Here is a 25211-nt window from a genome sequence, read left to right on the forward strand (position 1 = left end):
CCCCGCCTACTGCACCTCGGTGGCCCGAGCGGGACGCGCCTTGTCCGCTAGCGTCCCCTCGCCACTGAACGGCTCCAGGCGGAAGGCGACGCGGGTCGGCTCCAGCCTGGTGCGGTACTTCATGTGCGGCAGGCCGACATGGCTCCAGGCCGTGTCGCCGCCCACGCCCCATTGGGCCGAGTCGACCAGCAGGGTGACCTCGCCGTGCGGGACGATGTCGGTGGACTTCCACGCTCCCGGCGGGCGGCGGTAGAGGTCCTGGTAGGGGAAGGCCAGGGCGTTCATCATCAGCGGTTTTTCGCCGGTGACCTTCAGGCCTGTCCCGCCGCCGCTCAGTTCCATCCAGCGCACGTCGATCTTGTTGCCAGTGTCCTGGGGCCGCATGTAGTCGTGGTTCTGGTCGGCGACGGCCCCGCGCCACAGGCCGATCGGGGCGGAGGTGTAGCGGTCGACATAGGTCTCGTGCGGCCCGCGGCCGTACCATTCGACCGTCTTCAGGCTGGTCGGGGCGGTGAACCACAGGCCCACGCGCACGGGGGGCGGCAGGTCGTCCTTCAGCGGCGTCAGCTCCCCGGCCACGGCCACCGAGCCGTCGCCGGCCATGGTGTAGGTGGTCACGAAACGGGCCGCCCCCGCCCCCAGGGCGTAGTCGACGACGATCTCGACCCCGCCGTCGGTCTTGCGCGTGGTCAGCCCGCGCAGTTGCCGCGTATTGGTCATCGCCTGCCAGGGCCGCTGCTGGGAGACGATGCCGTTCAGGGTGTCGTTGTCGGTCTCGGCGCGGAAGAAGTTGGGCTGGCCGCCCTTGGCCAGGACGACGCCGTCCTTGGCGTAGCCCGCGACCAGGCCGGTGGCCTTGTCGATGGTCAGGGTCGCGCCGGCGGCCGAGGCGGTGATCGCCGCGCCGCTCTCGGCCAGCGACACCGGGCCCGAGCGGGCGACCGCCGAGGCCGGCGTCGCGGCCAGCGCGAACTGCTCCCAGCCCACGACATAGCCGGCCGGGGTCAGCGGCACGGCGCCGGCCTTGGCCTTGGCGCGCACGGTGACGAAGTACTCCGCGCCGGGCTTGCGCGGCGGGGCGGGCAGCGGCAGGGCGATCGTCTGGCTGGCGCGAGCGGCGGTCGCCAGGGCCGGCAGCTGGCCCGAGGCGATCACCACGCCGTTCTCCTCCAGCGTCCAGTCGAAGTCGAAACCCGACAGGTCGCGGAAGTCGTGGCGGTTGGTCACCGTCACACGGCCGGTCGCCGGGTCGAAGCCGCCGAACTGGATCGGCGAGAGCACCTTCTGCACCTCGTAGAGATGCGGGTTGGGCGTACGGTCCGGCTGGTTGAGGCCGTCGCCGAACTCGACGTCGCCGCCGGGATTGGGTCCGTATTCGCCGCCATCGCCCCAGTAGCGGCGGCCGTCCTTGGTGTAGCGGTACATCGACTGGTCCACCCAGTCCCAGATGAAGCCGCCCTGCAGCTTGTCGTACTGGTAGATGGTGTCCCAGTAGTCCTTGAAGTTGCCGCCGGAATTGCCCTGCATGTGCGAATATTCGCACTGGATCATCGGCTGGGTGCGGGTCGGATCCTTGGCCCAGTCGACCATCTTCTCGATGTCGTCGTACATGGGGGCATAGATGTCGACGAAGGCGTTGGGCTCGTGCTCCCAGTCCAGCGTGCCCCAGCCCAGGTATGAGATCAGGCGGCTGGGATCGCGCTTGCGGGCGGCCGCGGCGGCCTTCTCGAAATTGGGACCGATGCCGGCCTCGTTGCCCAGCGACCAGAAGATCACCGAGGGATGGTTCTTGTCGCGCTCGACCATGTTCATGACGCGGCTGACATGGGCCTGTTCCCACGCCGGGTCGAAGCCGATCTGCAGCTTGGGCCGCAGCTCTGGATGCTTGTTGGCGTAGTCCATGTAGGCGTGGCTCTCGATGTCGGCCTCGTCCATGACATAGAGGCCGTACTCGTCGGCCAGGGCGTACCAGAGCTCGGCGTTGGGATAGTGCGAGGTGCGCACGGCGTTGATGTTGTTGCGCTTCATCAATTCGATGTCGCGGCGCATCGAGGCCTCGGAGATCACGTGGAAGGTCTCGGGGTCATGCTCGTGGCGATTGACGCCGCGGATGACGATCGGCTTGCCGTTGACCGCCACCCGGCCGTTCCTGATCTCCACGGTGCGGAAGCCGATGCGCTGCGGCGTGGCCTGGATGACGCCGCCCTGGGCGTCCAGCACCTCGACCAGCAGGGTGTAGAGGTTGGGCGTCTCGGCCGTCCATTGGCGCACGCCGGGAACCGTGGCCGCCAGGGTCTCCGTCCTGGCCGCGCCGGCCGCGACCTTGCTTTCTCGGGTCAGGACGGTGTTGTCGCCGTCCAGCAGGGTCATGCGCACGGTCACCGGCTTGTCGCGCGCGGCCAGGGCCACGTCGGTCGACAGCACCCCGTCGCTATAGGCCTTGTCCAGGCCGGCATGGACGAACAGGTCGCTGGCCGACGCCCTGGGGACAGCCTTCAGATAGACCGACCGCTCGATGCCCGACACCCGCCAGAAATCCTGGTCCTCCAGGTAGGAGCCGTCCGACCAGCGGTGGATCTGGATGGCGACGATGTTCTTCTGCCCCGGCTTCAGCAGCTTGGTGACGTCGAACTCGCTGGGCAGCTTGGAGTCCTCCGAATAGCCGGCCTCCACGCCGTTGACCCACACCTGATAGGCCGAACCGGCCGCGCCGATGTGCAGGATCACGTCCTGGCCGCTCCAGCCGGCCGGGATCTCGAAGGTCCGCCGATACGACCCCACCGGATTGGTGGCGTGGGGGATCAGCGGCCGGTTGGCCGGAAAGGGATAGGTGATGTTGTTATAGCGGGCCTGGTCGTAACCCTCGGTCTGCCACAGGGCCGGGACCTTGATGGTCTTCCAGGCCGAGGCGTCATAGTCCGGCTTCTCGAAGCCCTCGGGAACCGCGTCCGACGACGGCGAGAAGCTGAACGACCACAGCCCGTCCAGCGACTGGTAGCGGGCCGAGCGGGTCATGTCCCCGGCCAGGGCCGCCTCCCGGCTCTCGAACGCAAAGTGCGTGGCGCTGGCCGCCAGCTTGCCGCGCGCGAACACCGCCGGGTTCTCCCAGTCCGGACGCGAGGCGTCCACCTGCACGGGTTGGACCCGCGGGCCCTCGTCGGCGTGGGCCGCGGTCAGCAGTCCGAACGAGGCGAAACCCGCCAATAGAATCCGTCGCATACGAACCTCTTCTCATGGGGCGGCTCGCCCCGTCTGTCGGTCTAAATCTGGATCAAACCGCGATCAGCGATGCGGCCTGGCAATGGGCGCGGATGAACTCGGCCTGGGACGGCATCTGCTGGACGGCCTGGGCCGTCGCGGCGGCGATCCGCGCCAGCCGCGCCCCGGCCTGGTCGAGCGGCAAACCCTCGGCCAGAGGCTCGTGGCCGTCGACCGCGGGCCCCTGCCCGTTCAGCACCGCCAGCCAGCTGGTCTTGGTGAAGAGCTCGTCGCTCTCGCGGAACACCCGGCCGGTCGCGCGGTAGATTCGTAGGCGCTCGCGCAGGGTGTCAGGTACCGACATCGTACGCAGCTGGTCCCAGTACGGCGTGTCGTTCCGTTCGGTGGCGTGGAAGTGCAGGATCAGGAAGTCGCGCACGCTGTCGAACTCGGTCGCCATCAGCCGGTTGTAGCGGCGGGCGTCGGCGGGCTCGAAGGCGCGGGTCGGCAGCATCTCGAGCAGCCGGGCGATCCCGACCTGGATCAGGTGGATGCTGGTGGATTCCAGCGGCTCCAGAAAGCCGCTGGCCAGGCCCAGGGCCACGACGTTCTTGACCCAGCCGGCAGGGCGCCGACCAGCCTGGAACCGCAGCACGCGGGGCTCGGCCAGGGGCTCGCCGTCGAGATGGGCCAGCAGGGTGGCGGTCGCCTCGTCCTCGGAGACATGGCGGCTGGAAAACACGTAGCCGTTGCCGGTGCGGTGCTGCAGCGGGATGCGCCACTGCCAGCCGGCCTCCCGGGCGGTCGAGCGGGTGAAGGGCGTCGGCGGGCCGGCGTTGGCCGAGGGCACGGCCACGGCCCGGTCGTTGGGCAGCCAGCGCGACCAGTCCTCGAACGGGCTCTCCAGCGTCTGGCCGATCAGCAGGGCGCGAAACCCCGTGCAGTCCAGGAACAGGTCGGCCGCGATCCGCTCGCCGTCCTCCATGGTCACCGACTCGACGAAGCCGTCGCCGCCCCGCAGGTTGACGGCGGCCACCTTGCCTTCGCGGCGGACGACCCCGGCCGCCTCGGCGTGGGCGCGCAGCAGCTTGGCGTAGAGGGCCGCGTCGAAATGGAAGGCGTAGGCCAGCTGGGACAGCGGTCCCGCGCCCGGCTGGGGCCTCGCGAAGCGTCCGGCCGCCGCGGCCTGGGCGCAGATCGAATAGGCTTCCAGCGGCTCGGCTTGGCTCGCCTGACGCAGCCGTCGCCAGGCGCCCTCGAACGGCGTGGGGCCGAAGTCGGGGCCATAGACGCCGAACGGATGGAAATAGCGGTGGCCGGGCCGGCGCCAGTCGACGAACTCGATGCCCAGCTTGAACGTGCCCTTGGTCTCGCGGACGAAGACGTCCTCGTCCAGGCCGATCATGGCGTTGAAGGCGCGGATCGGCGGGATGGTCGCCTCCCCCACCCCGACGATGCCGATCTCCTCGGATTCGATCAGGGTGATCGCCGGTCCATGGGGACCCAGCACGCGGGCGAGGGCCGCGGCGGCCATCCAGCCGGCCGCCCCGCCCCCGACGATGGCGATGCGGGTCAGCGGCCCGTCTTCACGCGAGGTTTCGGTCAGCATCGGATCGATCGAACCATGTCTTGCGTGCGGACCGAAGGTGTTTTGTCGAAAAAAGCGCCGACGTGGCGCGCCGCGCGCCACGTCGGCTAGCAGGGGAGGTCAGTAGGTGATGCGCAGGGCGACGCCGAAGCGGCGGTCGTTGAGCTGGTACTGCAGCGGCGCGGCGGGCGTGCCGATGTAGAGCACGTTCATGCGGTTGTTCAGGTTCACAGCATCCACCGAGAACGCCACGTGGTCGTTGATGTCGACGCTGAGCGACGCATCCAGCGAGGCGTAGGGCTTGGCGTATTGCGCCTGGCCGTTCGCGCCGCTGCCGGAGGTCTGGTCCAGATAGCTGGAGCGCCAGTTGTAGGCCAGGCGCCCGGACACCGGCCCCTTCTGGTAGAGACCGATCAGGTTGTAGCTGTTCTTCGACAGCTTCTCGAGCGGCAGTTGCTCGGACGAATCCGACCCGGCCGAGAAGAACGGGTTGGTCACACTGCTGTCGACATAGGTGTAGTTGGCCTGGACGCCCAGCCCGCTCAGAAGTCCGGGCAGGAAGTCGAAGAACTGCTGATAGCCCAGTTCCAAGCCTTTCACGGTTCCCTTGCCCGTGTTCACCACGGTGCTGACGTCGTAGATCTTGCCATTATAGGTGCCTTCAACGGTGCCGCCGGCCAAGAAACCATCGACCTTCTTGTAGAAAACGCCGGCGGTCAGTGAGCCCGTATCGTTGAAGTACCACTCGGCCGTCAGGTCGTAGTTGTCGGACTCGATGGGACGCAGCATCGGATTGCCCGAGCTGGCGCTGGGATGGCCTGTCTTTGGATTGACCTGGTTGGGGTTGTTGAGCGTCAGGTTGGTCGAAAGCTGGTCGAAATTCGGGCGCGCCAAGCCCTTGGAGAAGGCGAAACGCGCCTGCAGCGTGTCGGTCAGCTTGGCGCGCAGGTTGAAGCTGGGCAGGACGCGCGTATAGCTGTTGTCCACGTCGATCGGCGCGCTGGTGCCGTCGTTGTTGAACTGGGTGCCCTTAGAGGTGGCCTCGGTCTTGATCACCCGCACGCCTAGGCCGCCGTCGATCTGCACGCCGGCCACTTCGCTGGCATAATCCGCGATCGCCCAGCCGGTATAGGTTTTCTCGGTCTGGCTGTTGAGATCGCTCGGCGTGAAGGCGTCCTTGGTTTGGGCGCCGAACAGGGCGTAGAGCGCCTTGGTCTGGGCCCAGACGCCGTCGCCCGTGGGGAAGGCTGGATAGAGAATCCCGCCCTTGACGGTGTTGCCGTCGAACCAGTGCATCGACGGACCCGGCATCGACAGTTCCGGATGGGCCGACAGCGGCACCAGCGGCGTGCCGTTTGGAGCCGAACAGCTCGCGTCCGGGCCCAGGGCCGTGATGCAGACGCCGTGCCAGGTGCCCCGCAGGTCGATGCTGTTGTCGGAATACCGCGCGCCGCCGCGCAGCTTGTCGAAGAAGCCGCCTTCCAGGTCGTACTCGACGTCGCCCGCCAGAGAGAAGGTGTCGGCGTCGTTCCGCTGCAGCGAGTCGGCGATGAAGGGCGTGGTATAGTTGGCCGGATTGTTCAGAACCGAGGCGTCGCGCACCTCCCACCGGGGATATTTTCCGGTCAGGTCGAAATCGACGATCGACTTGTGGGGCGCGGTCAGCCCCGTCTGGCCCGACTGGCTGTAGAGCGACAGCACGTGGCCGTTGCGGTCGGCGTCGTAGTAGGACTTCAGGTACTGGGCGTCGAAATTGGCCTTGAAGCGCTCGGTCGGCGTCCAGGCGGCGTTTAGCGTGAAATTCTGACTCTGGCTCCACAGCTGCTGGTCGAACCGTCCGGTCTCGAAGGTCTGGTTCTGCAACGAACCCTTGGTCGCATAGCCTTCATCGTTGAACGCAAAGCTCGCGCCGGGCAGCGGGTCCGTACCGTACTCAATAACATTTCCGGCCGCATCCTTCTTGTTGGAGCGGTTATTGAAGTCGTAGTAGTAGGCGCCGGTTCGATTGAACCAGTATTTTGTCCGCTGGTACTGCGCGGTCAGCAGCAGATTGTCGCTGGGCCGCCACTGCACCGCCGCGGCGATGCCCAGGCGCTTGCGGTCGCCGGTGTCGTCATAGATCTCGAAGCCGTAGGGCACCTGGGCGTTGGCCGGCGCATTGGCGATCGAACCGGGTTGAACCGTGTCGAACGGGCCAGCCAGGAAACCGTCCTGGCGATAGCGGCTCTTGCTCAGGACGGCGTTGACCAGAACGCCGATCTCGCCGATCGAGGTGTCGAAACGGTCGCTGTAGAGGCCCGAGATCGAGCCGCCGTTCTTCCGGACCCGATCGTAATAGTTGCCGCGGAAGGTGGCGCTGAGGACCCGCTTGGGCGAATCGAACGGCAGCCGGGTGCGCAGGTTCACGGCCCCGCCGACGCCGCCTTCGATGATGTTGGCGGGCGCGTTCTTGTAGACATCGATGCCAGCCAGCAGTTCGGGCGGCACGCCTTCGAGGTCGAAGGCCCGGCCGCCGGACGCCGAATAGACCGCGCGCCCGTCGAGGAAGTTCTGCACCTGGGTCAGGCCGCGCACGGCGATCGCCGGCTGGGTGCGGTGGTCGAAGTCGGTCGCGCCTTCGCCGTAGCGGCGCTGGATCTGGACGCCGGTCACGCGCTGCAGGGCCTCGGTGGTGTTGGCGTCGGGCAACTTGCCGATGTCCTGGGCCTGAATCGAATCGACGACCTGGTCGGCGTTGCGCTTGATCGCCTGGGCCGACCGCAGGCTGGCGCGCACCCCGGTGACGACGATCTCGGAAACGGCGGCCGTGTCGGCCGGCGCCTGGGCCGTTGACCCTGCCGTCTGGGCCGTGGCCGAGCCGGCCGTCGCGCAGACCCCCAGGGCCGCCACCGACGCGCTCACCATCAGCCTGAACTGAACACCCCTCATCTCGTCATCCTCCTGGTTTCGATTCGTCACGCTCTCGTACGGCGTGATTTCATGTCAGACATATGCCGCTCTCATTTGTACGACAAGTACGATTTTATCCAGCCAGACCTGTAAATGATATTTTTGTGCGACCTACAGCCTGGAACAGGAGTTCCGCAGGACGCGTGACGCCATCAGGCGCGGCTTTCCTGGCGAAGCCATCGGCGCGCCACCCCGATCGGAAGGGCCGATCCGCGCGATCGATGGCCGCCGGTCGATCGAGGGCCGGACCTGAATGGTCAAGCTTGTTAGGGAAAACAGGACTTTAGCGGCGAACCGTGCTCGACGACCAGGGATTCGGCCGCCTTCACGTCCGAGGTTTCGCGCACAACCGTCCCACCGCATTTCGCACCCTGACCGCGCCCAAGGCGCCCAGGCCAGCCCCGAATCGCGCCATCGCTCCGGACGCGAGAGAGCGCAGGACGGCTGGTTTTGTCAGGCGGTCCGGGTTGTCGCGACGTATCAATTGTCATACAAATTTGGCGCCGAAACTTTTATAAGAACACGAGGGCTTCATGGCGTTGTCGCGACGCGGGATCTTCGGCCTTCTGGCCGGACTGGCGATCAGCCCCAGGGCCCTGGCCGCCCCGCCCGCGTCGACGCCGGCGGTCAGGATCACCCTGCGCCCGGCCCTCGACCGCGCGGGGCCGGCGTTCGAAGGCTGGGGCACGGCCCTGGCCTGGTTCGCCAACGTCACCGGCGGCTGGCCCGACGCCGAACGCCGGCGGCTGGCCGACCTGTTCTATGGTCCGGGCGGCCTGGGCTGGACGATCGGGCGCTACAATATCGGCGGCGGCGCCAGGCCGGGCGACCCGCCCCACCTGCGGACCGGCGCGGCGGTCCCCGGCTTCTGGCGGCAGCCGGCCGGCGCCGAGGGCCAGGACTGGTGGCGCGCCGAGGACGAGTCGATGTGGGACTGGTCGGCCGACGCCAACCAGCGCTGGTGGCTGGACGCGATCAAGGCCCGCGTGGACCAGCCGATCCTGGAGGCCTTCTCCAACTCGCCGCCCTGGTTCATGACCGTCAGCGGCAAGGTGTCGGGCGCCCTCAAGGGAACGGACGACAACCTGCGGCCGGGCCTGGAGCCGCTGTTCGCCGCCTATCTCGCCCGCGTCGTCGACGAGCTCCAGCGGCGCCACGGGATTACCTTCCGGACCCTGTCCCCGGTCAACGAGCCCAACACCGACTATTGGTTCGCGGCCAACACCCAGGAGGGCGCCCACTGGTCGCCCGCCCGCCAGGCCGCCATGATCGTCGCCTCGGCCGCCGCGCTCCGCGCCCGGGGCCTGAAGACGGTGGTCAGCGCGCCCGACGAGACCAATTCGCACCTGTTCCTGGCCGACTGGGAGGCCTATCCGCCCGCAGCCCGCGCGGCGATCGGCCAGTTGAACGTCCACAGCTACGGCGTCGTCAACCAGACCGGCGTTCGCGACATCGCCGCGGCCTCGGGGATCCGGCTGTGGATGTCGGAGAACGACACGCCCCTGGATAAGGAGCCCGAGACCTTCGACGGCATGGGCTCGCCGCTGGCCCTGGCCGAACACGTGGTCATGGACCTCAAGCGGCTGGAGCCGTCGGCCTGGGTCTTCTGGCAGGCGGTCGAGGACCTGAGCACGCGCGAGGGCAAGCCCGGCTCGAACTGGGGCCTGGTCAAGGCCGACCTGCGCGGCCCTCCCCAGGGACCGCACGCGATCCATGTCACGGCCAAGTACCACGCCATGGCGCACTTCAGCCGCTACATCCGGCCCGGCTACCGGCTGACCCCCGTCGACGACCTGGACACGGTCGGCGCCCTGTCGCCCGACGGGGCCGAGCTGGTGCTGGTGCATGTCAACGGCGGGATCACCCCGCGCGACCTGGCCACGCCGCTGGCGGGCTGGTCGAGCCGGATGGTCGTCACCGATGCGACGCGGCGGTTGCAGCCGATCGCCGGAACCGTCGCCCCGCCCCGCTCGATCGTCACCCTGGTCCTGCGGCGCGGTTAGTCGTGCCGTAGCGCCCTGCCCGGCTCAGCCGAGGCCGCGGACCACGCCAGGCCTCCGACCGCCGCCAGGCCGATGGCGATCGCCGCCGTCGCGCCGGCGATGAAGATCAGCGGACCGACGGCGACGGGGTCGTCGAACTGCGACAGCCAGCGCCGCAGCATCCAGTAGGCAAGGGGCCAGGCGAGCAGGCAGGCGACGGCCACCGGACGCAGGAACTGGCTGACCAGCAGCCGGGCCACCTGGGCGCGGGTCGCCCCCAGCACCTTGCGCACGCCAATCTCCCGCGTCCGCCGCGAGGCGTTGAACGCCGCCAGGCCGTAGAGCCCGATGCAGCCGATCCCCGCCCCCACCATGGCGCCCAGACTGAACAGGTTGGTGCGGTCGCGCTGGGGCTTGTAGTAGCGGTCCAGATTGGTCAGGGCGGTCTTGCCCTCGAACGGGACGTCCGGCGCCGCCTGGCGCCAGGCGGCCTCCAGGCGCGCGCGAACCTCGGCCTCGCTCAGGCCCGAATAGCGCACCAGCGTGATCGGCCAGCCCGCCGGCCACCAGGCGGGATAGCCGTTGAACGTATAGAGCTTGGCCGGCGTCTTTTCGGTGGGACTGTAGAAGCGGGCGTCCTCCACGACACCGACGATGCGGGTTTTCCGCTTGTTGAAATCGATCAGCTTGTCCAGGGCCGCCTCGGGCGAGGCGTAGCCCAGCTGGCGCACCGCCCCGCGGCTGATCACGGCGTTGGTCACGGTCTCGGGCCCCGCATTGGGCACGTACTGTTCGTCACCGCCATGGGCGAGGTCGAGCAACCGCCCGGCGACCAGACGGATCCCCAGCGTCTGGAAATAGTCCGGACCAACCCCGGACCAACTAAGCGTCGGCAGGAGTTCGGGACCCGCGGGGCGGTCCAGCCGTATGGCCGTCGAATTGATGTACATGGCGTCGTCGGCCGGGGCCGTCGTGCTGGCTGTTACACCGCTCACACCCGGAATCCGCTGGGCGGCGCTCCAGAAGGCCTGGCGCTGTTGCGGCGTGACGCCGACGCCGCGCGTGGCGGTGACCAGATAGAGGCCGTCGCGCCGGAACCCGAAATCCAGGCTCTGCATGTGATGGACCTGGCCCAGAAAGCCGAGCATCAGCACGAAGGCGGCGACTACGGCGGCGAACTGGACCATGATCAGCCCCTCCCTCAGCCGCGCCCCGAACCGGCCGCCCGACGGCGTGCGGCTCGACGCCAGGACCTGGGCCGGCTGATAGGCCGAGAGCATGAAGGCCGGATAGATCGCGGCCGCCAAGCCGACCGCCAGCACCAGGGCGAAGACCCCCGCCACCCACGCGCCGTCCGCGCGATAGTCCAGGCCCAGCGACAGCCCTCCGGCGGCGTTGATCAGCGGCAGCGCCAGCTCGACCGCCGCCAGGCCGATCAGGAAGGCCAGGGCGATGGTCAGGGCCGCCTCGCCCAGGAACTGCAGGCGCAGGACGGCGGCCCCGGCGCCAAGGGCCTTGCGCACGGCCACTTCCCGAGCCCTCAGTCCCGCCCGGGCGGTCGCCAGGTTCACGTAGTTGATCAGGGCCAAGCCCAAGGCCACCCAGCCGACCAGTCTCAGGGTCTCGATCGCGGCGCGTTGCTTGGGGTCGACCAGATGAACGTCGCCCAGCGGCACGAAGCTTAGCCTCAGCACCTCGTGCGGCGTGACGGCGTCGCCGAACGACTTGCCCACCCGGCGATCGACGAAGGCCGGCAGTTGCGCCTCCAGGGCGGAGACCGCTGCGGGATCGTCGAACTTGAAATAGGTCTGCAGAACAAGGCCGCCCCAGCCGTGCCAAGAGCTCTCCAACGCGCTGTCGCGCGGCGTGAGCAGGCGAACAAAATCCAGCTTCAGATTGCTGTTCTTGGGCAGGTCCTTGAGCACCGCGGTGACGGTGTAGGCGTTTCGGCCAGCCAGATCGCTGATCTCAAGACGGCGGCCGACGACGTCGACGGCGCCGAAATACTTGCGGGCCATGGTTTCCGACAGCACCAGGCTCGCCGGATCCCGCAAGGCCGAGGCGCGGTCGCCGGCGACCAGCGGGACCTGGAAGAAGACCAGGAAGTCGGCGTCGACCAGCTCGATCTGTTCGCCCGAAACCGTCGCGCCCCTGTGGATCACCGCTGCCTGACCCCAGTCCCGCACGCCGCGCACCTGCGGATAGTCGACTTTCATCTCCTCCAGCAGCCCGCCCATGGCCCCGACCCGCGCGCCCGGCGTGATGCCCGGGACGTTGAAGGCGATGCCGGCGGCGTAGATCTTGTCTCGCTCCGGCGTCCAGCTGTCGTAGCCGGTCTCGAAACGGTGCAGCAGGCTGAGCGTGACGAAGGTCGCCACGCCGAGGCTGAGGCCCAGCAGGTTGAGCGCGGCGTAGAGCGGGCGCCGGGTGAAGGATCGCCAGAAGGCGGTCAGGATGGACTGCAGCATGGCGCGCCTCACAAGGCCTGAGCGACGGAAGCCACCAGCCGGCCGTCCAGCATGTCGATGCGCCGGTTGGCCTGGTCGGCGTGGCTGGGCGAGTGGGTGACCATGACGATGGTGGCGCCGGCCGCGTTCAGACCCTTGAGGATGTCCATCACCTGGGCGCCGTTCTCGGTGTCGAGATTGCCGGTGGGCTCGTCGGCCAGGATCAGGTCGGGGTCGCCGACGATGGCGCGCGCTATGGCCGCCCGCTGCTGCTGTCCGCCCGAAAGCTGGTGGGGAAAATGCCGGGCGCGATGGCCGATGCCGACCCGGTCCATGGCCGCCTCGACCAGCGCCCGGCGCGATCCCGCCAGGCCCTTGCGATAGATCAGGCCCAGCTCGATGTTCTCGGCGATGGTCAGGTCGTCGACCAGGTTGAAGCTCTGGAAGATGAAGCCCAGGTGGCGGGCGCGGTGCTGGGCCAGGGCGCCCTCGCCGCGCTTGGCCAGGTCCACGCCCTCGAACAGGTACTGACCCGAGGTCGGGCGATCGACCACGCCGAGAATGTTCAGCAGGGTGGACTTGCCGCACCCCGACGGCCCCATCACCGCCGCGAATTCCCCGCGCCGGATCGACAGGGAGATCCCGTGGAGCGCGGCGGTCTCGATCTCGTCCGACCGATAGAGGCGCGAAATGGACTGCAGTTCGATCATGGTCATCCCTTCGATCGGATTCGGAGAATCTTCGCCTTGGCGACGTCCTGCGCGCCGGCGGTGACGATGCGCTCGCCCGGCTTGAGGCCGCTCAGCACCTCGGCCTGCTCGGGGTTGCGCCGTCCCAGCACGATCGCCCGCCGCTCGGCCCGCGCGCCGTCGGCCGACAGCACGAAGGCCCAGGCCCCGCCGGTGTCGTTCAGCCATCCGCCCGACGGCGCGACGACGGCGGCCTGGGGTCGTCCGAGCGACAGGCGCAGATCGATGGCCTCGCCTCGCCGAAGCCCCTGGGGCGCGACGCCTTCGAACGCCAGCTCCAGGGTCGCCCGCCCTTCGGCGATCTGTGGAAACACCTTCGTCACCCGCGCCGAGACGGGACGATCGCGGACCGTCGCCGTGGCGCTCTGTCCCGCCGACAACCGCGGCAGGTAGAATTCGTCCAGCTTGGCGCGCAGCTTGTAGGCGCCCTCGGCGTCGACCTGGCCCAGCGGATCCCCCATCCGCACGGCCTGGCCGGGCTTGAGGTCGAACGCGGTGAGCCGGCCGGCCGTCGGCGCGCGAACCACCAGGGCCGAACGGCCGGCGCGGGTCTCTTCGAGGCTGCGGCGCAGGTCCTGGGCGCTGCGGGCCGCCTGGGCGCGCTGCTCGGCGTAAAAGGCCGCATCCGAACGCTGCGCCGCCTTCAAGGTGGCCAGGCGGTCCTTCTGGTAGTCGACCTCCTCGAGATAGGGCTGCACGGCCGAGGGGCTCAGCATCGCCTTGGCCAGCAGGATCTGCCGCCGGTCCAGGTCCTGGCGGGCCCGGCTCAGGGCGTGGGCGGTGTCGGCCAGGGCCTGTTCCCGGTTCTCCTCGGCGCCCTTGAGGCTCATCAGCCGGCCGGTGTTCTCGCTGAGCCGCGCGGCGATGTCGGCCTCGCGCGAGGTCACCTCCAGGCTCAGTTGCGGATTGGACAGGCGGGCCAGTTCCTGTCCGGCCGCGACCAGGTCCCCGTCGGCGGCCAGGACGGCCTCGACCCGGCCGGCGGTTTCAGCGGCGATGAAGGTGGTCTGGGCGGGCGCGACCTCGGCGCGCAGCGGCGCGTAGTCCAGGTAAGGGGCGCGGATCACCGTGCCGAACGAAAGGCCCGCCGCGTCGACATCGACCGTGCCGGCCCGGGGCGAAAACGCCCAGGCCAGCAGCCCGGCGGCGGCCAAGGCGGCGACGCCGGCCGCCCAGCGCTGCGCGGGGGTCATCCGCCACCGCCGTTCGACGCGGCGATCCATGCCGCCGGCGCTGGTTGGGGAAGTCGAGGCGAGCCTGCTCATGCTTACAGGCTAATACAGGTCGTGCAATTCCAATAAGCCTCTGGTTTTATTTGACTTATGGCGCATTACACGGGATTCTCGGCGCTGATGACATCGCCAATGTGTCCGATTCCGAACATGACCGACCGCCGTCCGTGCGCGCTTTTTCTCGACGACGATCGGGACATCCTGGCCTCGGCCGAGCTGATCCTGGTGCGCGGCGGGTTCGATTTCGTGGGGTCGGAGACGCCGGAGGCCGCCCACGAGCGCCTCGACCACGACGCCGTCGACGTCCTGCTGCTGGACCTCAACTTCCGGCGGGGCGACACCTCGGGTGAGGCGGGGCTGGCGTTCCTGCAAAGGCGCCTGGCGACCCGGCAGGACCTGCCGGTGGTCGTGGTCACCGGTCATTCGGGCATGGCTATCGCCGTGCAGGCCATGCGGCTGGGCGCCCAGGACTTCGTGGTCAAGCCGTGGAACAACGAGCGCCTGCTGGCGTCGGTGCGCGCCGCCATCGACACGCCCCGGCGCGTGCCGGCCAACCTGCCGCCCCAGGACCTCAACCTCGAACGCTCGGAGAAGGCGCTCATCCAGGCGGCGTTGACCCGCCGCCAGTTCAACGTCTCGCAGGCGGCCAAGGACCTGGGCCTGACCCGCGCGGCCCTCTATCGCAGGATGGAGAAGCATGGGCTCTAAGGCCTTGGCCCTGCGCCTGCTCGCCCAGGCCTCGATCTTCGCGCTCGGCGTCCTGGCCTGGCTGTCGGTGACGCGCGGGCTGTACGCGACGGCGCTGCTCTGCGCGCTGGCCGGCGCGGCCCTGGCGGTGGACCTGGTCCAGAAGCTCGGCGCCTGGCGGGCCGCGCGGCTGGTCCCGGTCCAGGCCGGAAGCGGTTTCGCGGCCGAGCTGACCCGCCGTCGGCTGGAGCTTTTGCTGGACCAGACTCCCTCCCCGATCCTGCTGGGGACGGGCGACCACCGGATCATCGCCGCCAATCGCGCCGCGCGCCGAGCGTTCGACACCCCGCACCTGCTGTCGGACGCCGCGCGCCTGGCCCTGACGGGCGGCCGGCCCCTGTCGGACCTGACCTCGCCCCTGCGCTGGCGCGACGCCAGTTACGCCGTCAGCCGCGCCGAGCTCGTCGACGAGGCGGGCCAGGCCGACCTGGTCGTGCTGACCGACATGACGGCCGACGTCCGCGCCGCCGAAGCCGCGGCGCTGCGCGACCTGCTGCGGGTGTTGAACCATGAGCTGATGAACGCCCTGACGCCCGTGGCGTCCATGAGCCGCAGCGCCCTGGACCTGCTGCGCGACGGCGGTCCGGCCGCGACCGGCCAGGCGATTTCGGCGCTCGAACGGGCGGTGGCCCGCACCGAAGGCCTGCGGGATTTCATCGACGCCTACCGGACCTTGACCCGCCTTCCGCCGCCCTCGCCCCGCGTCGTCGACCTGGCGGCCTGGCTGGACGTGGCGCGGGAGAGCTTCCGGGCGCAGTGGGCCGCCCGGGGCGTGGCGCTCGACAGCCCGGCGCCGCCGCCCGTCGAGGTCCGGATCGACGCGGACCAGATGTGGTTGGCGATCGGCAACCTGCTCAACAACGCCGCCGAGGCGGCGCTGGAGCGCCCCGATCCGCGCGTCCGCCTGAGCGTCGCGCGGGTCGAAGCCGAGATCCGGTTCCTGGTCGAGGATTCCGGGCCGGGCGTGCCGCAGAACCAGGCCGACCAGGTCTGCCTGCCGTTCTTCACCACCAAGGCGACGGGATCGGGCGTCGGGCTGAGCCTGGCGCGCCAGATCGCCCAGGGCCATGGCGGCGCGCTGGCGCTTCTGCCTCCGGACGCGCCCAGCGATCATCCCCCGCTCGGCGGCGCGCGATTCCGCCTGTCCGTTCCGACCTGAGGGTTCGCCGCTGTCAGCCTTCGACCCTGGCCAGGGCGTCGGCGCCGGTCGACCTCACGGCCTGGGTCAGGTGATCCAGCAACCGCGCGGTCAGCCGCGTGCGCTGCCAGTAGAGCGTCACGCCGATGCGCAGGCGCGGCGGCAGCTCCACCAGGCGGCCGGCGGCGAGGTGCGGCGCGGCCAGCACCACGGGCGTCATCGCCCAGCCCAGGCCCGCCAGGGTCATGTCCAGCATGCCCGGCGTGGAGGGCGTCCAGTGGGTGGGCGGCCGGATCGACGCGCTCCAGGCCTCCCTGGCCCATCGCGCCTGCAGTTGGTCGCGGCGATCGAAGCGAAGGATCGGCGCGACCGCCAAGCTCTCGGCGTCCAGCCCGCCTGGGAAGAAGCGAGCGATGAAGCCGGGGCTGGCGACGGCGGCGTAGTCCAGGACGCCCAGCGGATAGGTCTTGCAGCCCGGAACCGGCGCGGGATCGGCGGTGACCGCGGCGAGAACCTCGCCCGAGCGCAGGCGATCGGCGGTGTGGGCCTCGTCCTCGAGGACTAGGTCGAGCATGGCGCCCGTCTGCGCGGCGAACAGCGCCGCGGCCCGGGGAAACCAGGTGCTGACGCTGTCGGCGTTGACCGCGACCCGGATCGTGGGCGGTCCCGGCGCCGGGCCGGCCAGTCCCGGCAGGTCGTGGACGACCTCGCCTTCGAGCAGCCGGACCCGCTCGACATGGGCGCACAGCTTGGCCCCGATCTGCGTCGCCTGGCACGGAGCGCCTCGCGTCAACAGGGTCGCGCCAACCCGCTCTTCCAGCCCCTTGACGCGCTGGGACACCGCCGACGGCGTCACCCCCAGCGCGGCGGCGGCCTTGTCGAAACTGCCTTCGCGCACGACGGCGGCCAGGGCGGCGAGCGACGCATAGTCGAGCATTAGAACACCTTAATCAGCATAAGGAATCTTAGCTATACTACATCACGTGCCGCCGTCATCAAAGGCGACATGACCGCCTCCCTCCTCCCCGCCTTCCTCAAGGGCTTCGCCCTGTCCGCCGGCCTGATCATCGCCATCGGCGCCCAGAACATGTTCGTCCTCCGCCAGGGCCTGAAGCGCGAGCATGTCGTGCCGATCGTGCTGTTCTGCGCGGCCGCCGACGCCACGCTGATCGTGGCCGGGGTCAACGGCCTGGGCGGGGTCCTGGCCTTGCTCCCGGGACTGTCGCTGGCCCTGAGCCTGGGCGGCGCGGCCTTCCTAAGCTGGTATGGAGTTTCCGCGCTGCGCCGGGCCGCCCGTCCCTCGGCCCTGGTCGTCGAACACCAGGCCTCGATGACCTTGAGCGCCGCCCTGGCCGGAACCGCCGCCTTCACCTTCCTCAACCCGCACGTCTATATCGACACCGTCATGCTGATGGGCGCGGTGGGCGCGGCGCTTCCGCCAATGGAGCGACCGCTGTTCATGGCCGGCGCCGCCCTGGCCAGCCTGACCTGGTTCTCGTCGCTGGGCCTAGGCGCGCGGTTCCTGGCCCCGCTGTTTTCCCGCCCGGCCGCCTGGCGCGTCCTGGATCTGGGCATCGGCGTCATGATGCTGGCGCTGGCCGCCAGCCTCGTCCACGGCGCCGTGGCCGCCGGCTAGGCCGCGGCGCGGCTTGGCGGACCGAACCGCGCGGACAATAGCGATGGCGAGGGGATGGCGGAGACGGAGGGATTCGAACCCTCGATACCCTTTTGGGGTATGCCGCTTTAGCAAAGCGGTGCCTTCAGCCTCTCGGCCACGTCTCCTCCTGAGAGGGAGCGGTTCGATAGCCTGTTCGCGGCGGCATGACAACGCGCTGTCTCGAAAAATCCGCGTTAACGCGAAGCTCAGACCGCGAGGCTAGGTTGAACCCTGTTCTACAAGGGGTCGGAGCTTCATGTCGTCTGCTATCGCACATACGGAACTCGAGGCGGCCATCGCGACGGGCGGCTCGGCGGCGTCCGGTGTCGTGATCGGAAACGACTCGGCCGAGGCCATGGCCCGGCGCGGTCCGTTCCGCCCCGGCCGGCTGGTTCCGACCCGGGCCCGGATGCAGGTGCGCAGCCTGTCGCGGCTGTTCCGCGTAATCGACGGCCTGGCCTTCGCCGCGATCACCGCCGCCGCGATCGCCATCGCCCGCCCGGCTCCCGCGGTCTATGTCCCGCTGGTCCTGGGCGCCCTGGCCCTGCTGCCCGCCCTCTACATGCTGGAGGCCTATACCTTCGACCGTCGCGAAACCCTGGGCCGCCAGGCGCTGCGCGTATCGGCAGCCTTCGGCGCGGTCGCCGTGGTGGTGACGCTGGCGAGCCTGATCTTCGAACGCGGCCAGGCGGACACCGCCCTGACGGCCGGCTGGGCCGCGGCCATGGCCGTCGCCACCGCCGGGCTGCACCTGGCCTGGTGGCGCGCCGTCGACCACGGTCGCCGCGAAGGCCGCCTGACGCCGAACGTCGTGGTGGTGGGCGCGACCGCCAACGCCGAGCACTTCATCACCGCCGCCCTGGCCACCAGCGACGTCAACGTGCTGGGCGTGTTCGACGACCGCGCCCACCGCGCCCCGGCGCAGGTGCTGGGCGTGCCGGTGCTGGGCGACACCGACGCCCTGATCGGCCACCGCATCATGCCCTATGTCGATCGCGTGATCATCGCGGTGACCTCCACGGCCCAGATCCGCGTCGCCCAGTTGGTCGAGCGCCTGGAGGTCCTGCCCAACCCGGTCAGCCTGTTCGTCGATCTGGATCGCGAGGCCCAGCGCAACGCCTCCCTGGCCCGCTTCGTCGACCTGTCGGGCGCGACCACCGACGCCCGCCGCGCCTTCGTCAAGCGCGCCCAGGACCTGGCGATCGGCTCGGCCGGCCTGCTGGTCGCCGCGCCGGTGATGCTGCTGGTCGCTCTGGCCATCAAGCTGGACACCCCCGGCCCGGTGTTCTTCCGCCAGCGCCGCCACGGCTTCAACAACGAGGCCATTCGGGTCTGGAAGTTCCGCTCGATGCGCCACGAGGCCGCCGACGCCAAGGCCGCCCGCCAGGTCACCGCCGACGACGACCGCGTCACCAAGGTGGGCAAGTTCATCCGCAAGACCAGCCTCGACGAACTGCCGCAGCTGTTCAACGTGCTGCGCGGCGAGATGTCGATGGTCGGTCCCCGCCCCCACGCCATCGGCATGAAGAGCGGCGACGTGGAATCGGAGACGCTGGTCGCCCGCTACGCCCATCGCCATCGCATGAAGCCTGGGGTCACCGGCTGGGCGGCGATCAACGGCTCGCGCGGCCCGGTCGACACCGCCGAGCAGGTGCAGGAGCGCGTGGCCCTGGACATCGAATATATCGAGCGCCAGTCATTCTGGCTGGACCTCTACATCATCGCCATGACCATCCCCTGCCTGCTCGGGGACCGGTCGGCGGTGCGCTGAGGACGAAACATGTTCTGGCGTGGCGTACTCGGATATCTGCCGGTCAACATCGCCCAGGGGGTGGTGGGGCTGCTCACCATCGTCCTGTTCACCCGGGTCCTGACGCCCGAGCAGTACGGCGTCTACGCCCTGGCCTTCTCGGCCTTGAGCCTGACCCAGACCGTCCTGCTGACCTGGACCGAGGCGGCGATGGCCCGCTTCCATGCGCGCCAGGACGCCGACGGCCGCCTGCCCGACCATTTCGCCACCCTCTACCGCCTGTGGTTCGCCCTGGCCCTGGCCGTGCCGGTCGTCGCCGCCGGCGTGCTGCGCTTCGCCCCCCTCTCCGCGCCGCTCAAGGTCGCCGTCGCCGCGGCCTTCGCCGCCGTGGTGGTCAGGAGCCTGACCAAGCTGTCACAGGAACGGCGCCGGGCGGCCGGCGAGGTGTCGGGCGCGGCCCTGCTGGACATCGTCCAGACCGTGGGCGGCTTCCTGCTGGGCCTGGTCCTGGCCCTGGTCGGCCTGGGCGGCGCGGCCCCGCTGCTGGGCATGGGCGCGATCTCGCTGCTGTGCCTGGTGTTCGTCCTACCCGCCGACCTGGGCCGCGCCAGGGGCGGCCGCTACGATCCGGCCATGGCCAAGGCCTACGCCGCCTACGGCCTGCCGGTGGCCCTGTCGCTGATCCTGGCCCTGGTGCTGTCGACCACCGACCGCTTCCTGCTGGCCGCCTTCCTGAACGAGCAGGCGGTCGGCGTCTATCACGCCGGCTATTCCCTGGGCTCGCGCACCCTGGACGTGGTGTTCATCTGGCTGGGCATGGCCGGCGGACCGGCCCTGGTCGCGGCGCTGGAGCGCGGCGGCCACCCCGCCCTGAAGGACGCCGCCCACGAGCAGGCCGGATTCATGGTGCTGCTGACCCTGCCCGCCGCCGTCGGCCTGGCCCTGGTCGGCCGGCCCCTGGCCCAGGTGATGGTCGGGGCCGATCTCAGCGCCGGCGCCGGCCGGGTCGTGCCCTGGATCGCCGTGGCCGGCTGGCTGTCGGGCATGACCACCTATTACCTGCTGCAGGCCTTCACCCTGGGCAAGAAGACCATGATGCTGATCGCCTGCATGGCCGTTCCGGCCGGCGCCAACGTGATCCTGAACCTGGCCCTGATCCCGCGCTTCGGCCTGGACGGCGCCCTGTGGTCGACCGCCGCCAGCTACGGCGTCGGCGCGGTGGGCGCGACGATCCTGGGCCGCCGGGCCTGCCCCCTGCCCGTGCCTTGGGCGGTCCTGGCCAAATCCGGTCTGGCCTGCGCCCTGATGGCCGCCGCGGTCTCGGTCGTGCCGGCCTTCGGCGGCGTGGTCGAGCTGGTCCTGAAGGCGTCGGCCGGCGCCGTGGTCTATGGCGTCGCGGCCCTGGCGCTCGACGCCGGCGGCCTGCGCGGCCGGGCCCTGGACATCCTCCAACGCCGACTGAAGCCCGCATGACCGCCGTGACCGAAACCCTGACCGACAACGCCGCCTGGGCCGCCTTGGACCTAAAGGGCGCCGCGCCGCGCTTGTCGGTATTGATCCCGACCTATCGCGACGACCCCTGCGCCCTGCTCAAGGCCCTGGACGAGCCCGGGGCCGACGCCGAGATCGTGCTGCTGGACGACGGCGGCGGCGACGAGCCCCTGACCCGGCGCATGGCCGCCCGCATCGAGAAGCTGAAGCTGCCGGCCCGGCTGATCGCGCTGTCGCCCAACGAAGGGCGCGCCAAGGGCCGCAACCGCCTGGCCCGCCACGCCCGGGGCCGCCACCTGCTGTTCCTCGACAGCGACATGCTGCCCGATCCGATCGGCTTCCTGGCGCGTTGGTCGGCCGTCGCGGCGGACGATACGCCCGTGGCCTTCGGCGGCTTCACCCTGGACCAGACCCCGCGCCGTCCCGAGCACGAACTGCACCGCTCCATGGCCCTGAAGAGCGACTGCACCCCGGCCCCGGAGCGGGCCAGGGAACCGGAAAAGCACGTTTTCACCTCCAACCTGCTGGTCCGGCGCGACGTTTTCGAAGCCATCGGATTCGACGAAGGCTTCGCCGGCTGGGGCTGGGAGGACGTCGAGTGGGCCATGCGCGTCGCAAAGGTCCATCCGATCCTGCATATCGACAACTCGGCCACCCATCTGGGCCTCGACACCGCCGCGACCCTGGCCGCCAAGTACGAGCAGTCGGCCGGCAACTTCGCACGGGTGGTGGCCACGCACCGCGAGGTGGTCAGCGCCTATCCCAGCTACAAGGTCGCCAGGAGGCTGAAGGCCTTGCCGCTGCGACGGGCCTGGCGGCCGATGCTGAAGACCTTCGCCCTCAACGAGGCGGCCCCGACGCCGCTTCGCGCCTTCGCCCTGCGGCTCTACCGCGCCGCGCTCTATTCGGACGCCGTCTGATGCAGATCTCTCACGAGAAAGTCGACGCCTACGAGCCCGACCGCAGCCTGAAGGGCAAGGTCCGCCGCCGGCTGATCCGCCTGGCCCACCGCCGTCCGGCCCGGGTGAAGCTGGAGCGGCCGATGGTGTCGTTCAGCTTCGACGACGCCCCAGCCACCGCTTGCGAGGCCGGGGCCCAGGTGCTGGAAGCGCGCGGCCTGCGCGGCACCTACTATTTCGCGGCGGGCCTGACCGGACGCGACGGGCCGATGGGCCGGTTCGCCACCGGCGACGACGCCGCCCGCCTGCACGCCGCCGGCCACGAGATCGCCTGCCACACCTTCTCGCACCTGGACTGCGGCCAGGCCTCGCGAGCCGCGACCCTGGCCGACATCGATCTCAACGCCCGGCATCTGGCCGACTGGGGCGTGGGCCAGCCGGTCAGCTTCGCCTACCCCTATGGGGACGTCGCCGCGCCCGCCAAGACGGCGCTGGCCGGCCGCTTCAAGACCCTGCGCGCCCTGCACCATGGCCTGGTCGCCGACGGCGCCGACCTCAACCAGGCGCCGGCCGTCGGCATCGAGGGCGCGGACGGCGAGCAGGTCGCCCTGGACTGGCTGGACAAGGCCCACCAGCGCAAGGCCTGGCTGATCCTCTACACCCACGACGTCTCGCCCGCACCGTCGCAATGGGGCTGCACGACCTCGGCCCTGGAGCGGCTGGTCGACGGCGTCCTGGCGGCGGGCTTCGACGTGGTGACCGTGGCCGAAGGCGCGCGTCGGATCGGGCTGTAGAGGCGACAGCAGATGCTCCCCCTCTGGGGGAGCTGTCGGCGAAGCCGACTGAGGGGGTTTTCCGCCTATGCTCCGCCCGTCGTCACGAAGCCATGCGCCTCGGCCAGGCCGGCCTGGCCCGCCGCGATCCGCGCGGAAGGGTTGGGGCGAGGCTCGGCGACCTTGGTCAGGGTGTTGCGGTCGACGTGGCGGAACGGCGCGGTGCGGCCGCGCACCTGGAGCATGGTGGTGGACACGTACGACCAGCCGCCCTCGGCGTCGAAGCGCACGTCCAGCTCATACGAATCCGTCCGGAACGCCCATTCCAGGAAGTCGGTCGAACAGATGCCGTAGCCGGGCCCGCCGCGCTCGGCCCGGACCACCAGGCCGGAGCCATCCGGCGTCGCGCGGCCGCTGGCCAGGGCCACCTGGCCGCGCGGGATGGCCAGGGTCTGCATGATCAGGCCGGTGGCCGGTTCCCACAGCCAGTAACCGACCTGGTCGTGGAAGGTGGTGTCCTCGTCCGACGCGACGATATGGACGTGATAGCGCAAGCCGTAGAGCAGCTGCGGGCCGTTCGCCTGGGGATCGATGGGCTGGATCTCGATGCGTTCGAGATAGTCGCGCCGCTCGGGCCCGTCGGCCTTCGGGTTCAGGTCGACGCCCTTGCGCCCCTCCCACACGCCGGCCAGCGGCCGCAGCGGACCCAGATTGGCCAGGGTGTCCGGATCCACGTCCTCCGGTTCGGTGAAGATGTCGTCGGAGAAGTTGATCATCGCGTCCCTGCCAGGCCAAAGCTGGGCACTGCCTCTAGCGAGATGGCTCTTGGCGTCAAGCTATCCTGGCCGACAGGTACGAGAGCTCCCTAGAGCAAACCGCGCGATATAGGAATCGCGCGGTTTGCTCTAGACTTTTGTTTTCGCATCACTTTTGCGGAAAACCGGCGTCCACTTTTCCGCGCGATGCTCTAGACCATCCACCATAATGCCAGCCCCATCGCCGCCGGCACGGTCTGGATCAGCAGGATCGAGCGCTTGACGGTCAGGCCGCCCCAGACGCCGGCCACGGCCACGCAGGCCAGGCCGAAGAAGGCGAACGCCTTGGCCGTCACCTCGTCGGGCCAGAACAGCCCCAGCGCCAGGGCCGCGACCAGGAAGCCGTTGTAGCAGCCCTGGTTCGACAGGGCCGGCTTGACGATCGCCGCCGCCTGGTCGGTCAGGCCGAACACCCGCTTGCCCCGGGTGTCGAACAGCACCGTCTCCAGGAGGACGATGTAGACGTGGATCAGCGCGACGATCCCGGTGACGATCTGGGCGGCCAGCAGCATGGGATTGTCCCTCCAAAGGCGGGAGTGAGACCCGGTTCGTCTTCCAAAGCAACGCTTAGGCCTGGACCTCGCGGTCCGGGAAGGCCAGCTTGGCGGCGAAGGCGACGAACAGCACCCAGCGGAAATCGTTGTAGACCACCGCGATGCTCTCGGTCAGGGAAACCAGGCTGTAGACGACCAGGAACGGGAAGGCCAGCAGACCGCCGCCGCGGTCGCGGAAGACCGAGATCACCGCCAGGGTCATGGTCTGCAGGTAGAACAGCCCCCAGGCGATCAGGCCCACCAGGCCCAGGCCCAGCCACTGCTCCAGCCAGCTGTTGTGGGCGTGCTGGGCCTGGAAGCCGGCGTTCTTGCTGATCCAGGCGAACGGGCTCCAGCCGCTCTTGTCGCCCCATACGGCGGAGTAGCCATAGCCCTGCCAGGGGCGGTCCTGGATCTCGCGCATCACCGCGCTCCAGATCTTGGTGCGGCCGGTCAGGGTGGCGTCCTTGCCGAGGATGGCGAAGAACACGTCGGCGGCGAATAGGGAGAAGGCGACCAGCAAGACGACGCCGGTCACCCCCGCCCAGGTGGCCGCCGTGCCGACGGCCGGGCCGCGGCGGGCCACCAGCACGAAGCCGACCGCGCCCGCGCCCAACACCAGCGAGACCAGGGAGGTCTTGGAGGTCGACATCAGCACCAGCACCACCGCCAGCCCCGCGAAGGCCCACCACAGCCGGGCGCGCCGGGGGTTGAGCAGGGCCGCCGCCGACAGGATGCAGAAACCGAAGGCCATCAGGCCGCCCAGGCCGTTCTTCTCGCGCCACAGGCCGCGCCAGGCGCCGGGGAACAGCTCGGTCATCACCCCGATGCGCGGCACGGCCAGGCAGACGACGAAACAGGCGACGATCAGCACCGCGAAGGCCGCGCCCACCACCTCGGCCAGCTGCGGCCAGCGGAATCGCGCCGCCAGGGCCACGCCGCCCAGGGTGGTGCAGACCAGAGCGAAACAGCGCCGCACCGTCTGGTCGGGGTTCACCGACCAGAACATCGAGGCGACGGCCACCGTCAGCAGGACAACCAGGAACGGCTGACGGATCACCACCCGCAGGGTCGAGCCCGGCCGCATAGCGATCAGGGCGAAACCGGCGGCGTAGGCGGGCAGATAGCCGACCCGCAGGATGGCCGAGCCGCTCTCGGTGGCGTTCTCGCCGACCGCCGGCAGCTCCCAGCCGCCGCTGAACACCAGCAAGGCGAAGACGGCCAGGCCAAACAGCGCGATCTGCGAGAACATCAGCCGGGCTG

Annotated in this window: 18 protein-coding genes and 1 tRNA gene; 8 read left to right on the top strand and 11 right to left on the bottom strand. The window is 69.7% G+C overall.

Features of this window, described 5'->3' with window-relative positions; genetic code table 11:
- Nucleotides 1-6: 6 nt before the first annotated feature.
- The 3 genes from ACSQ2G_RS02545 to ACSQ2G_RS02555 form a co-directional block, all read right to left on the bottom strand.
- Nucleotides 7-3219 (bottom strand): glycoside hydrolase family 2 TIM barrel-domain containing protein, encoded by a 3213-nt coding sequence (locus tag ACSQ2G_RS02545; RefSeq protein WP_436028008.1) that lies wholly within the window; start codon nt 3217-3219, stop codon nt 7-9.
- A 52-nt stretch (nt 3220-3271) separates the two neighbouring features.
- Entirely contained in the window at nt 3272-4807 is a 1536-nt protein-coding gene (locus ACSQ2G_RS02550) for a tryptophan halogenase family protein (RefSeq protein ID WP_436028010.1), read from the bottom strand.
- A gap of 99 nt (nt 4808-4906) precedes the next feature.
- Nucleotides 4907-7714, bottom strand: coding sequence for a TonB-dependent receptor (locus ACSQ2G_RS02555; protein ID WP_436028012.1), 2808 nt, complete (start codon nt 7712-7714; stop codon nt 4907-4909).
- Between the two features lie 554 nt (nt 7715-8268).
- On the opposite strand from ACSQ2G_RS02555, the gene ACSQ2G_RS02560 reads away from it, so the two are divergent.
- Nucleotides 8269-9738 (top strand): glycoside hydrolase, encoded by a 1470-nt coding sequence (locus ACSQ2G_RS02560; RefSeq protein WP_436028014.1) that lies wholly within the window; start codon nt 8269-8271, stop codon nt 9736-9738.
- Here ACSQ2G_RS02560 and ACSQ2G_RS02565 read toward each other — a convergent pair.
- Genes ACSQ2G_RS02565 through ACSQ2G_RS02575 form a run of 3 tightly spaced genes read right to left on the bottom strand, consistent with a single transcriptional unit; the run spans nt 9735 to nt 14178 of the window.
- Nucleotides 9735-12185 (bottom strand): ABC transporter permease, encoded by a 2451-nt coding sequence (locus tag ACSQ2G_RS02565; RefSeq protein WP_436028016.1) that lies wholly within the window; start codon nt 12183-12185, stop codon nt 9735-9737. The genes ACSQ2G_RS02560 and ACSQ2G_RS02565 overlap by 4 nt on opposite strands.
- 8 nt (nt 12186-12193) lie before the next feature.
- A complete protein-coding gene (locus ACSQ2G_RS02570; RefSeq protein ID WP_436028018.1) occupies nt 12194-12880 on the bottom strand; it encodes an ABC transporter ATP-binding protein in 687 nt (228 codons plus the stop codon).
- Entirely contained in the window at nt 12877-14178 is a 1302-nt protein-coding gene (locus ACSQ2G_RS02575; RefSeq protein WP_436028020.1) for an efflux RND transporter periplasmic adaptor subunit, read from the bottom strand. Before ACSQ2G_RS02575 ends, ACSQ2G_RS02570 begins: the two co-directional genes overlap by 4 nt.
- A gap of 117 nt (nt 14179-14295) precedes the next feature.
- Here ACSQ2G_RS02575 and ACSQ2G_RS02580 point away from each other — a divergent pair, with 117 nt between their 5' ends.
- Both ACSQ2G_RS02580 and ACSQ2G_RS02585 read left to right on the top strand, forming a co-directional pair.
- A complete protein-coding gene (locus tag ACSQ2G_RS02580; protein WP_436028022.1) occupies nt 14296-14853 on the top strand; it encodes a response regulator in 558 nt (185 codons plus the stop codon).
- Nucleotides 14843-16051 carry a sensor histidine kinase gene (locus ACSQ2G_RS02585; RefSeq protein WP_436028024.1) on the top strand — a complete coding sequence of 403 codons (1209 nt, stop codon included), beginning with the start codon at nt 14843-14845 and terminating at the stop codon, nt 16049-16051. The genes ACSQ2G_RS02580 and ACSQ2G_RS02585 overlap by 11 nt, the downstream gene beginning before the upstream one ends.
- 13 nt (nt 16052-16064) lie before the next feature.
- Here the strand turns inward: ACSQ2G_RS02585 and ACSQ2G_RS02590 are convergent, their stop codons facing one another.
- Entirely contained in the window at nt 16065-16967 is a 903-nt protein-coding gene (locus ACSQ2G_RS02590; RefSeq protein WP_436028026.1) for a LysR family transcriptional regulator ArgP, read from the bottom strand.
- Between the two features lie 69 nt (nt 16968-17036).
- Between ACSQ2G_RS02590 and ACSQ2G_RS02595 the strand changes: the two genes are divergently transcribed.
- On the top strand, nt 17037-17666 hold the full coding sequence (locus tag ACSQ2G_RS02595; protein ID WP_436028028.1) for a LysE/ArgO family amino acid transporter: 630 nt from the start codon (nt 17037-17039) through the stop codon (nt 17664-17666).
- 55 nt (nt 17667-17721) lie between these two features.
- On the opposite strand, the gene ACSQ2G_RS02600 is transcribed toward ACSQ2G_RS02595, so the two are convergent.
- Nucleotides 17722-17812, bottom strand: a tRNA-Ser gene (locus tag ACSQ2G_RS02600).
- Nucleotides 17813-17943: 131 nt separating this feature from the next.
- On the opposite strand from ACSQ2G_RS02600, the gene hfsE reads away from it, so the two are divergent.
- From hfsE to hfsH, 4 genes are read left to right on the top strand one after another with little or no spacing between them, the layout of a single operon-like run.
- A complete protein-coding gene (gene hfsE, locus ACSQ2G_RS02605; RefSeq protein WP_436028030.1) occupies nt 17944-19458 on the top strand; it encodes a polysaccharide biosynthesis protein HfsE in 1515 nt (504 codons plus the stop codon).
- Between the two features lie 9 nt (nt 19459-19467).
- The gene (hfsF, locus tag ACSQ2G_RS02610; protein WP_436028032.1) at nt 19468-20910 is read left to right on the top strand and encodes a polysaccharide biosynthesis protein HfsF; all 1443 of its coding nucleotides are present in this window, start codon (nt 19468-19470) and stop codon (nt 20908-20910) included.
- Nucleotides 20907-21848: a polysaccharide biosynthesis protein HfsG gene (gene hfsG, locus ACSQ2G_RS02615; RefSeq protein WP_436028034.1), complete on the top strand. Its 942-nt coding sequence runs from the start codon at nt 20907-20909 to the stop codon at nt 21846-21848. The genes hfsF and hfsG overlap by 4 nt, the downstream gene beginning before the upstream one ends.
- Nucleotides 21848-22621, top strand: coding sequence for an oligosaccharide deacetylase HfsH (gene hfsH, locus ACSQ2G_RS02620; RefSeq protein ID WP_436028036.1), 774 nt, complete (start codon nt 21848-21850; stop codon nt 22619-22621). The genes hfsG and hfsH overlap by 1 nt, the downstream gene beginning before the upstream one ends.
- 65 nt (nt 22622-22686) lie before the next feature.
- Here the strand turns inward: hfsH and ACSQ2G_RS02625 are convergent, their stop codons facing one another.
- The 3 genes from ACSQ2G_RS02625 to ACSQ2G_RS02635 all read right to left on the bottom strand — a co-directional run bounded on the left by ACSQ2G_RS02625 (nt 22687) and on the right by ACSQ2G_RS02635 (nt 25200).
- Nucleotides 22687-23376 (bottom strand): FABP family protein, encoded by a 690-nt coding sequence (locus ACSQ2G_RS02625; protein WP_436028038.1) that lies wholly within the window; start codon nt 23374-23376, stop codon nt 22687-22689.
- A gap of 191 nt (nt 23377-23567) precedes the next feature.
- Nucleotides 23568-23927 carry a DUF1304 domain-containing protein gene (locus ACSQ2G_RS02630; RefSeq protein ID WP_436028040.1) on the bottom strand — a complete coding sequence of 120 codons (360 nt, stop codon included), beginning with the start codon at nt 23925-23927 and terminating at the stop codon, nt 23568-23570.
- Nucleotides 23928-23982: 55 nt separating this feature from the next.
- The gene (locus ACSQ2G_RS02635) at nt 23983-25200 is read right to left on the bottom strand and encodes an O-antigen ligase family protein (RefSeq protein WP_436028913.1); all 1218 of its coding nucleotides are present in this window, start codon (nt 25198-25200) and stop codon (nt 23983-23985) included.
- Nucleotides 25201-25211 lie beyond the last annotated feature (11 nt).

Source organism: Caulobacter sp. LjRoot300 (assembly GCF_964253875.1).
Taxonomy (GTDB): domain Bacteria; phylum Pseudomonadota; class Alphaproteobacteria; order Caulobacterales; family Caulobacteraceae; genus Caulobacter.

What these genes read in the sequence shown, in the direction of transcription:
- ACSQ2G_RS02570 (WP_436028018.1), bottom strand. Translation starts at nt 12,880, where the DNA reads ATGACCATGATCGAACTGCAGTCCATTTCGCGCCTCTATCGGTCGGAC.
- ACSQ2G_RS02575 (WP_436028020.1), bottom strand. Translation starts at nt 14,178, where the DNA reads ATGAGCAGGCTCGCCTCGACTTCCCCAACCAGCGCCGGCGGCATGGAT.
- ACSQ2G_RS02625 (WP_436028038.1), bottom strand. Translation starts at nt 23,376, where the DNA reads ATGATCAACTTCTCCGACGACATCTTCACCGAACCGGAGGACGTGGAT.
- hfsG (WP_436028034.1), top strand. Translation starts at nt 20,907, where the DNA reads ATGACCGCCGTGACCGAAACCCTGACCGACAACGCCGCCTGGGCCGCC.
- ACSQ2G_RS02545 (WP_436028008.1), bottom strand. Translation starts at nt 3,219, where the DNA reads ATGCGACGGATTCTATTGGCGGGTTTCGCCTCGTTCGGACTGCTGACC.
- hfsF (WP_436028032.1), top strand. Translation starts at nt 19,468, where the DNA reads ATGTTCTGGCGTGGCGTACTCGGATATCTGCCGGTCAACATCGCCCAG.
- ACSQ2G_RS02550 (WP_436028010.1), bottom strand. Translation starts at nt 4,807, where the DNA reads ATGCTGACCGAAACCTCGCGTGAAGACGGGCCGCTGACCCGCATCGCC.
- ACSQ2G_RS02595 (WP_436028028.1), top strand. Translation starts at nt 17,037, where the DNA reads ATGACCGCCTCCCTCCTCCCCGCCTTCCTCAAGGGCTTCGCCCTGTCC.
- ACSQ2G_RS02560 (WP_436028014.1), top strand. Translation starts at nt 8,269, where the DNA reads ATGGCGTTGTCGCGACGCGGGATCTTCGGCCTTCTGGCCGGACTGGCG.
- ACSQ2G_RS02630 (WP_436028040.1), bottom strand. Translation starts at nt 23,927, where the DNA reads ATGCTGCTGGCCGCCCAGATCGTCACCGGGATCGTCGCGCTGATCCAC.
- ACSQ2G_RS02580 (WP_436028022.1), top strand. Translation starts at nt 14,296, where the DNA reads ATGACCGACCGCCGTCCGTGCGCGCTTTTTCTCGACGACGATCGGGAC.
- ACSQ2G_RS02590 (WP_436028026.1), bottom strand. Translation starts at nt 16,967, where the DNA reads ATGCTCGACTATGCGTCGCTCGCCGCCCTGGCCGCCGTCGTGCGCGAA.
- ACSQ2G_RS02585 (WP_436028024.1), top strand. Translation starts at nt 14,843, where the DNA reads ATGGGCTCTAAGGCCTTGGCCCTGCGCCTGCTCGCCCAGGCCTCGATC.
- ACSQ2G_RS02555 (WP_436028012.1), bottom strand. Translation starts at nt 7,714, where the DNA reads ATGAGGGGTGTTCAGTTCAGGCTGATGGTGAGCGCGTCGGTGGCGGCC.
- hfsE (WP_436028030.1), top strand. Translation starts at nt 17,944, where the DNA reads ATGTCGTCTGCTATCGCACATACGGAACTCGAGGCGGCCATCGCGACG.
- ACSQ2G_RS02565 (WP_436028016.1), bottom strand. Translation starts at nt 12,185, where the DNA reads ATGCTGCAGTCCATCCTGACCGCCTTCTGGCGATCCTTCACCCGGCGC.
- hfsH (WP_436028036.1), top strand. Translation starts at nt 21,848, where the DNA reads ATGCAGATCTCTCACGAGAAAGTCGACGCCTACGAGCCCGACCGCAGC.
- ACSQ2G_RS02635 (WP_436028913.1), bottom strand. Translation starts at nt 25,200, where the DNA reads ATGTTCTCGCAGATCGCGCTGTTTGGCCTGGCCGTCTTCGCCTTGCTG.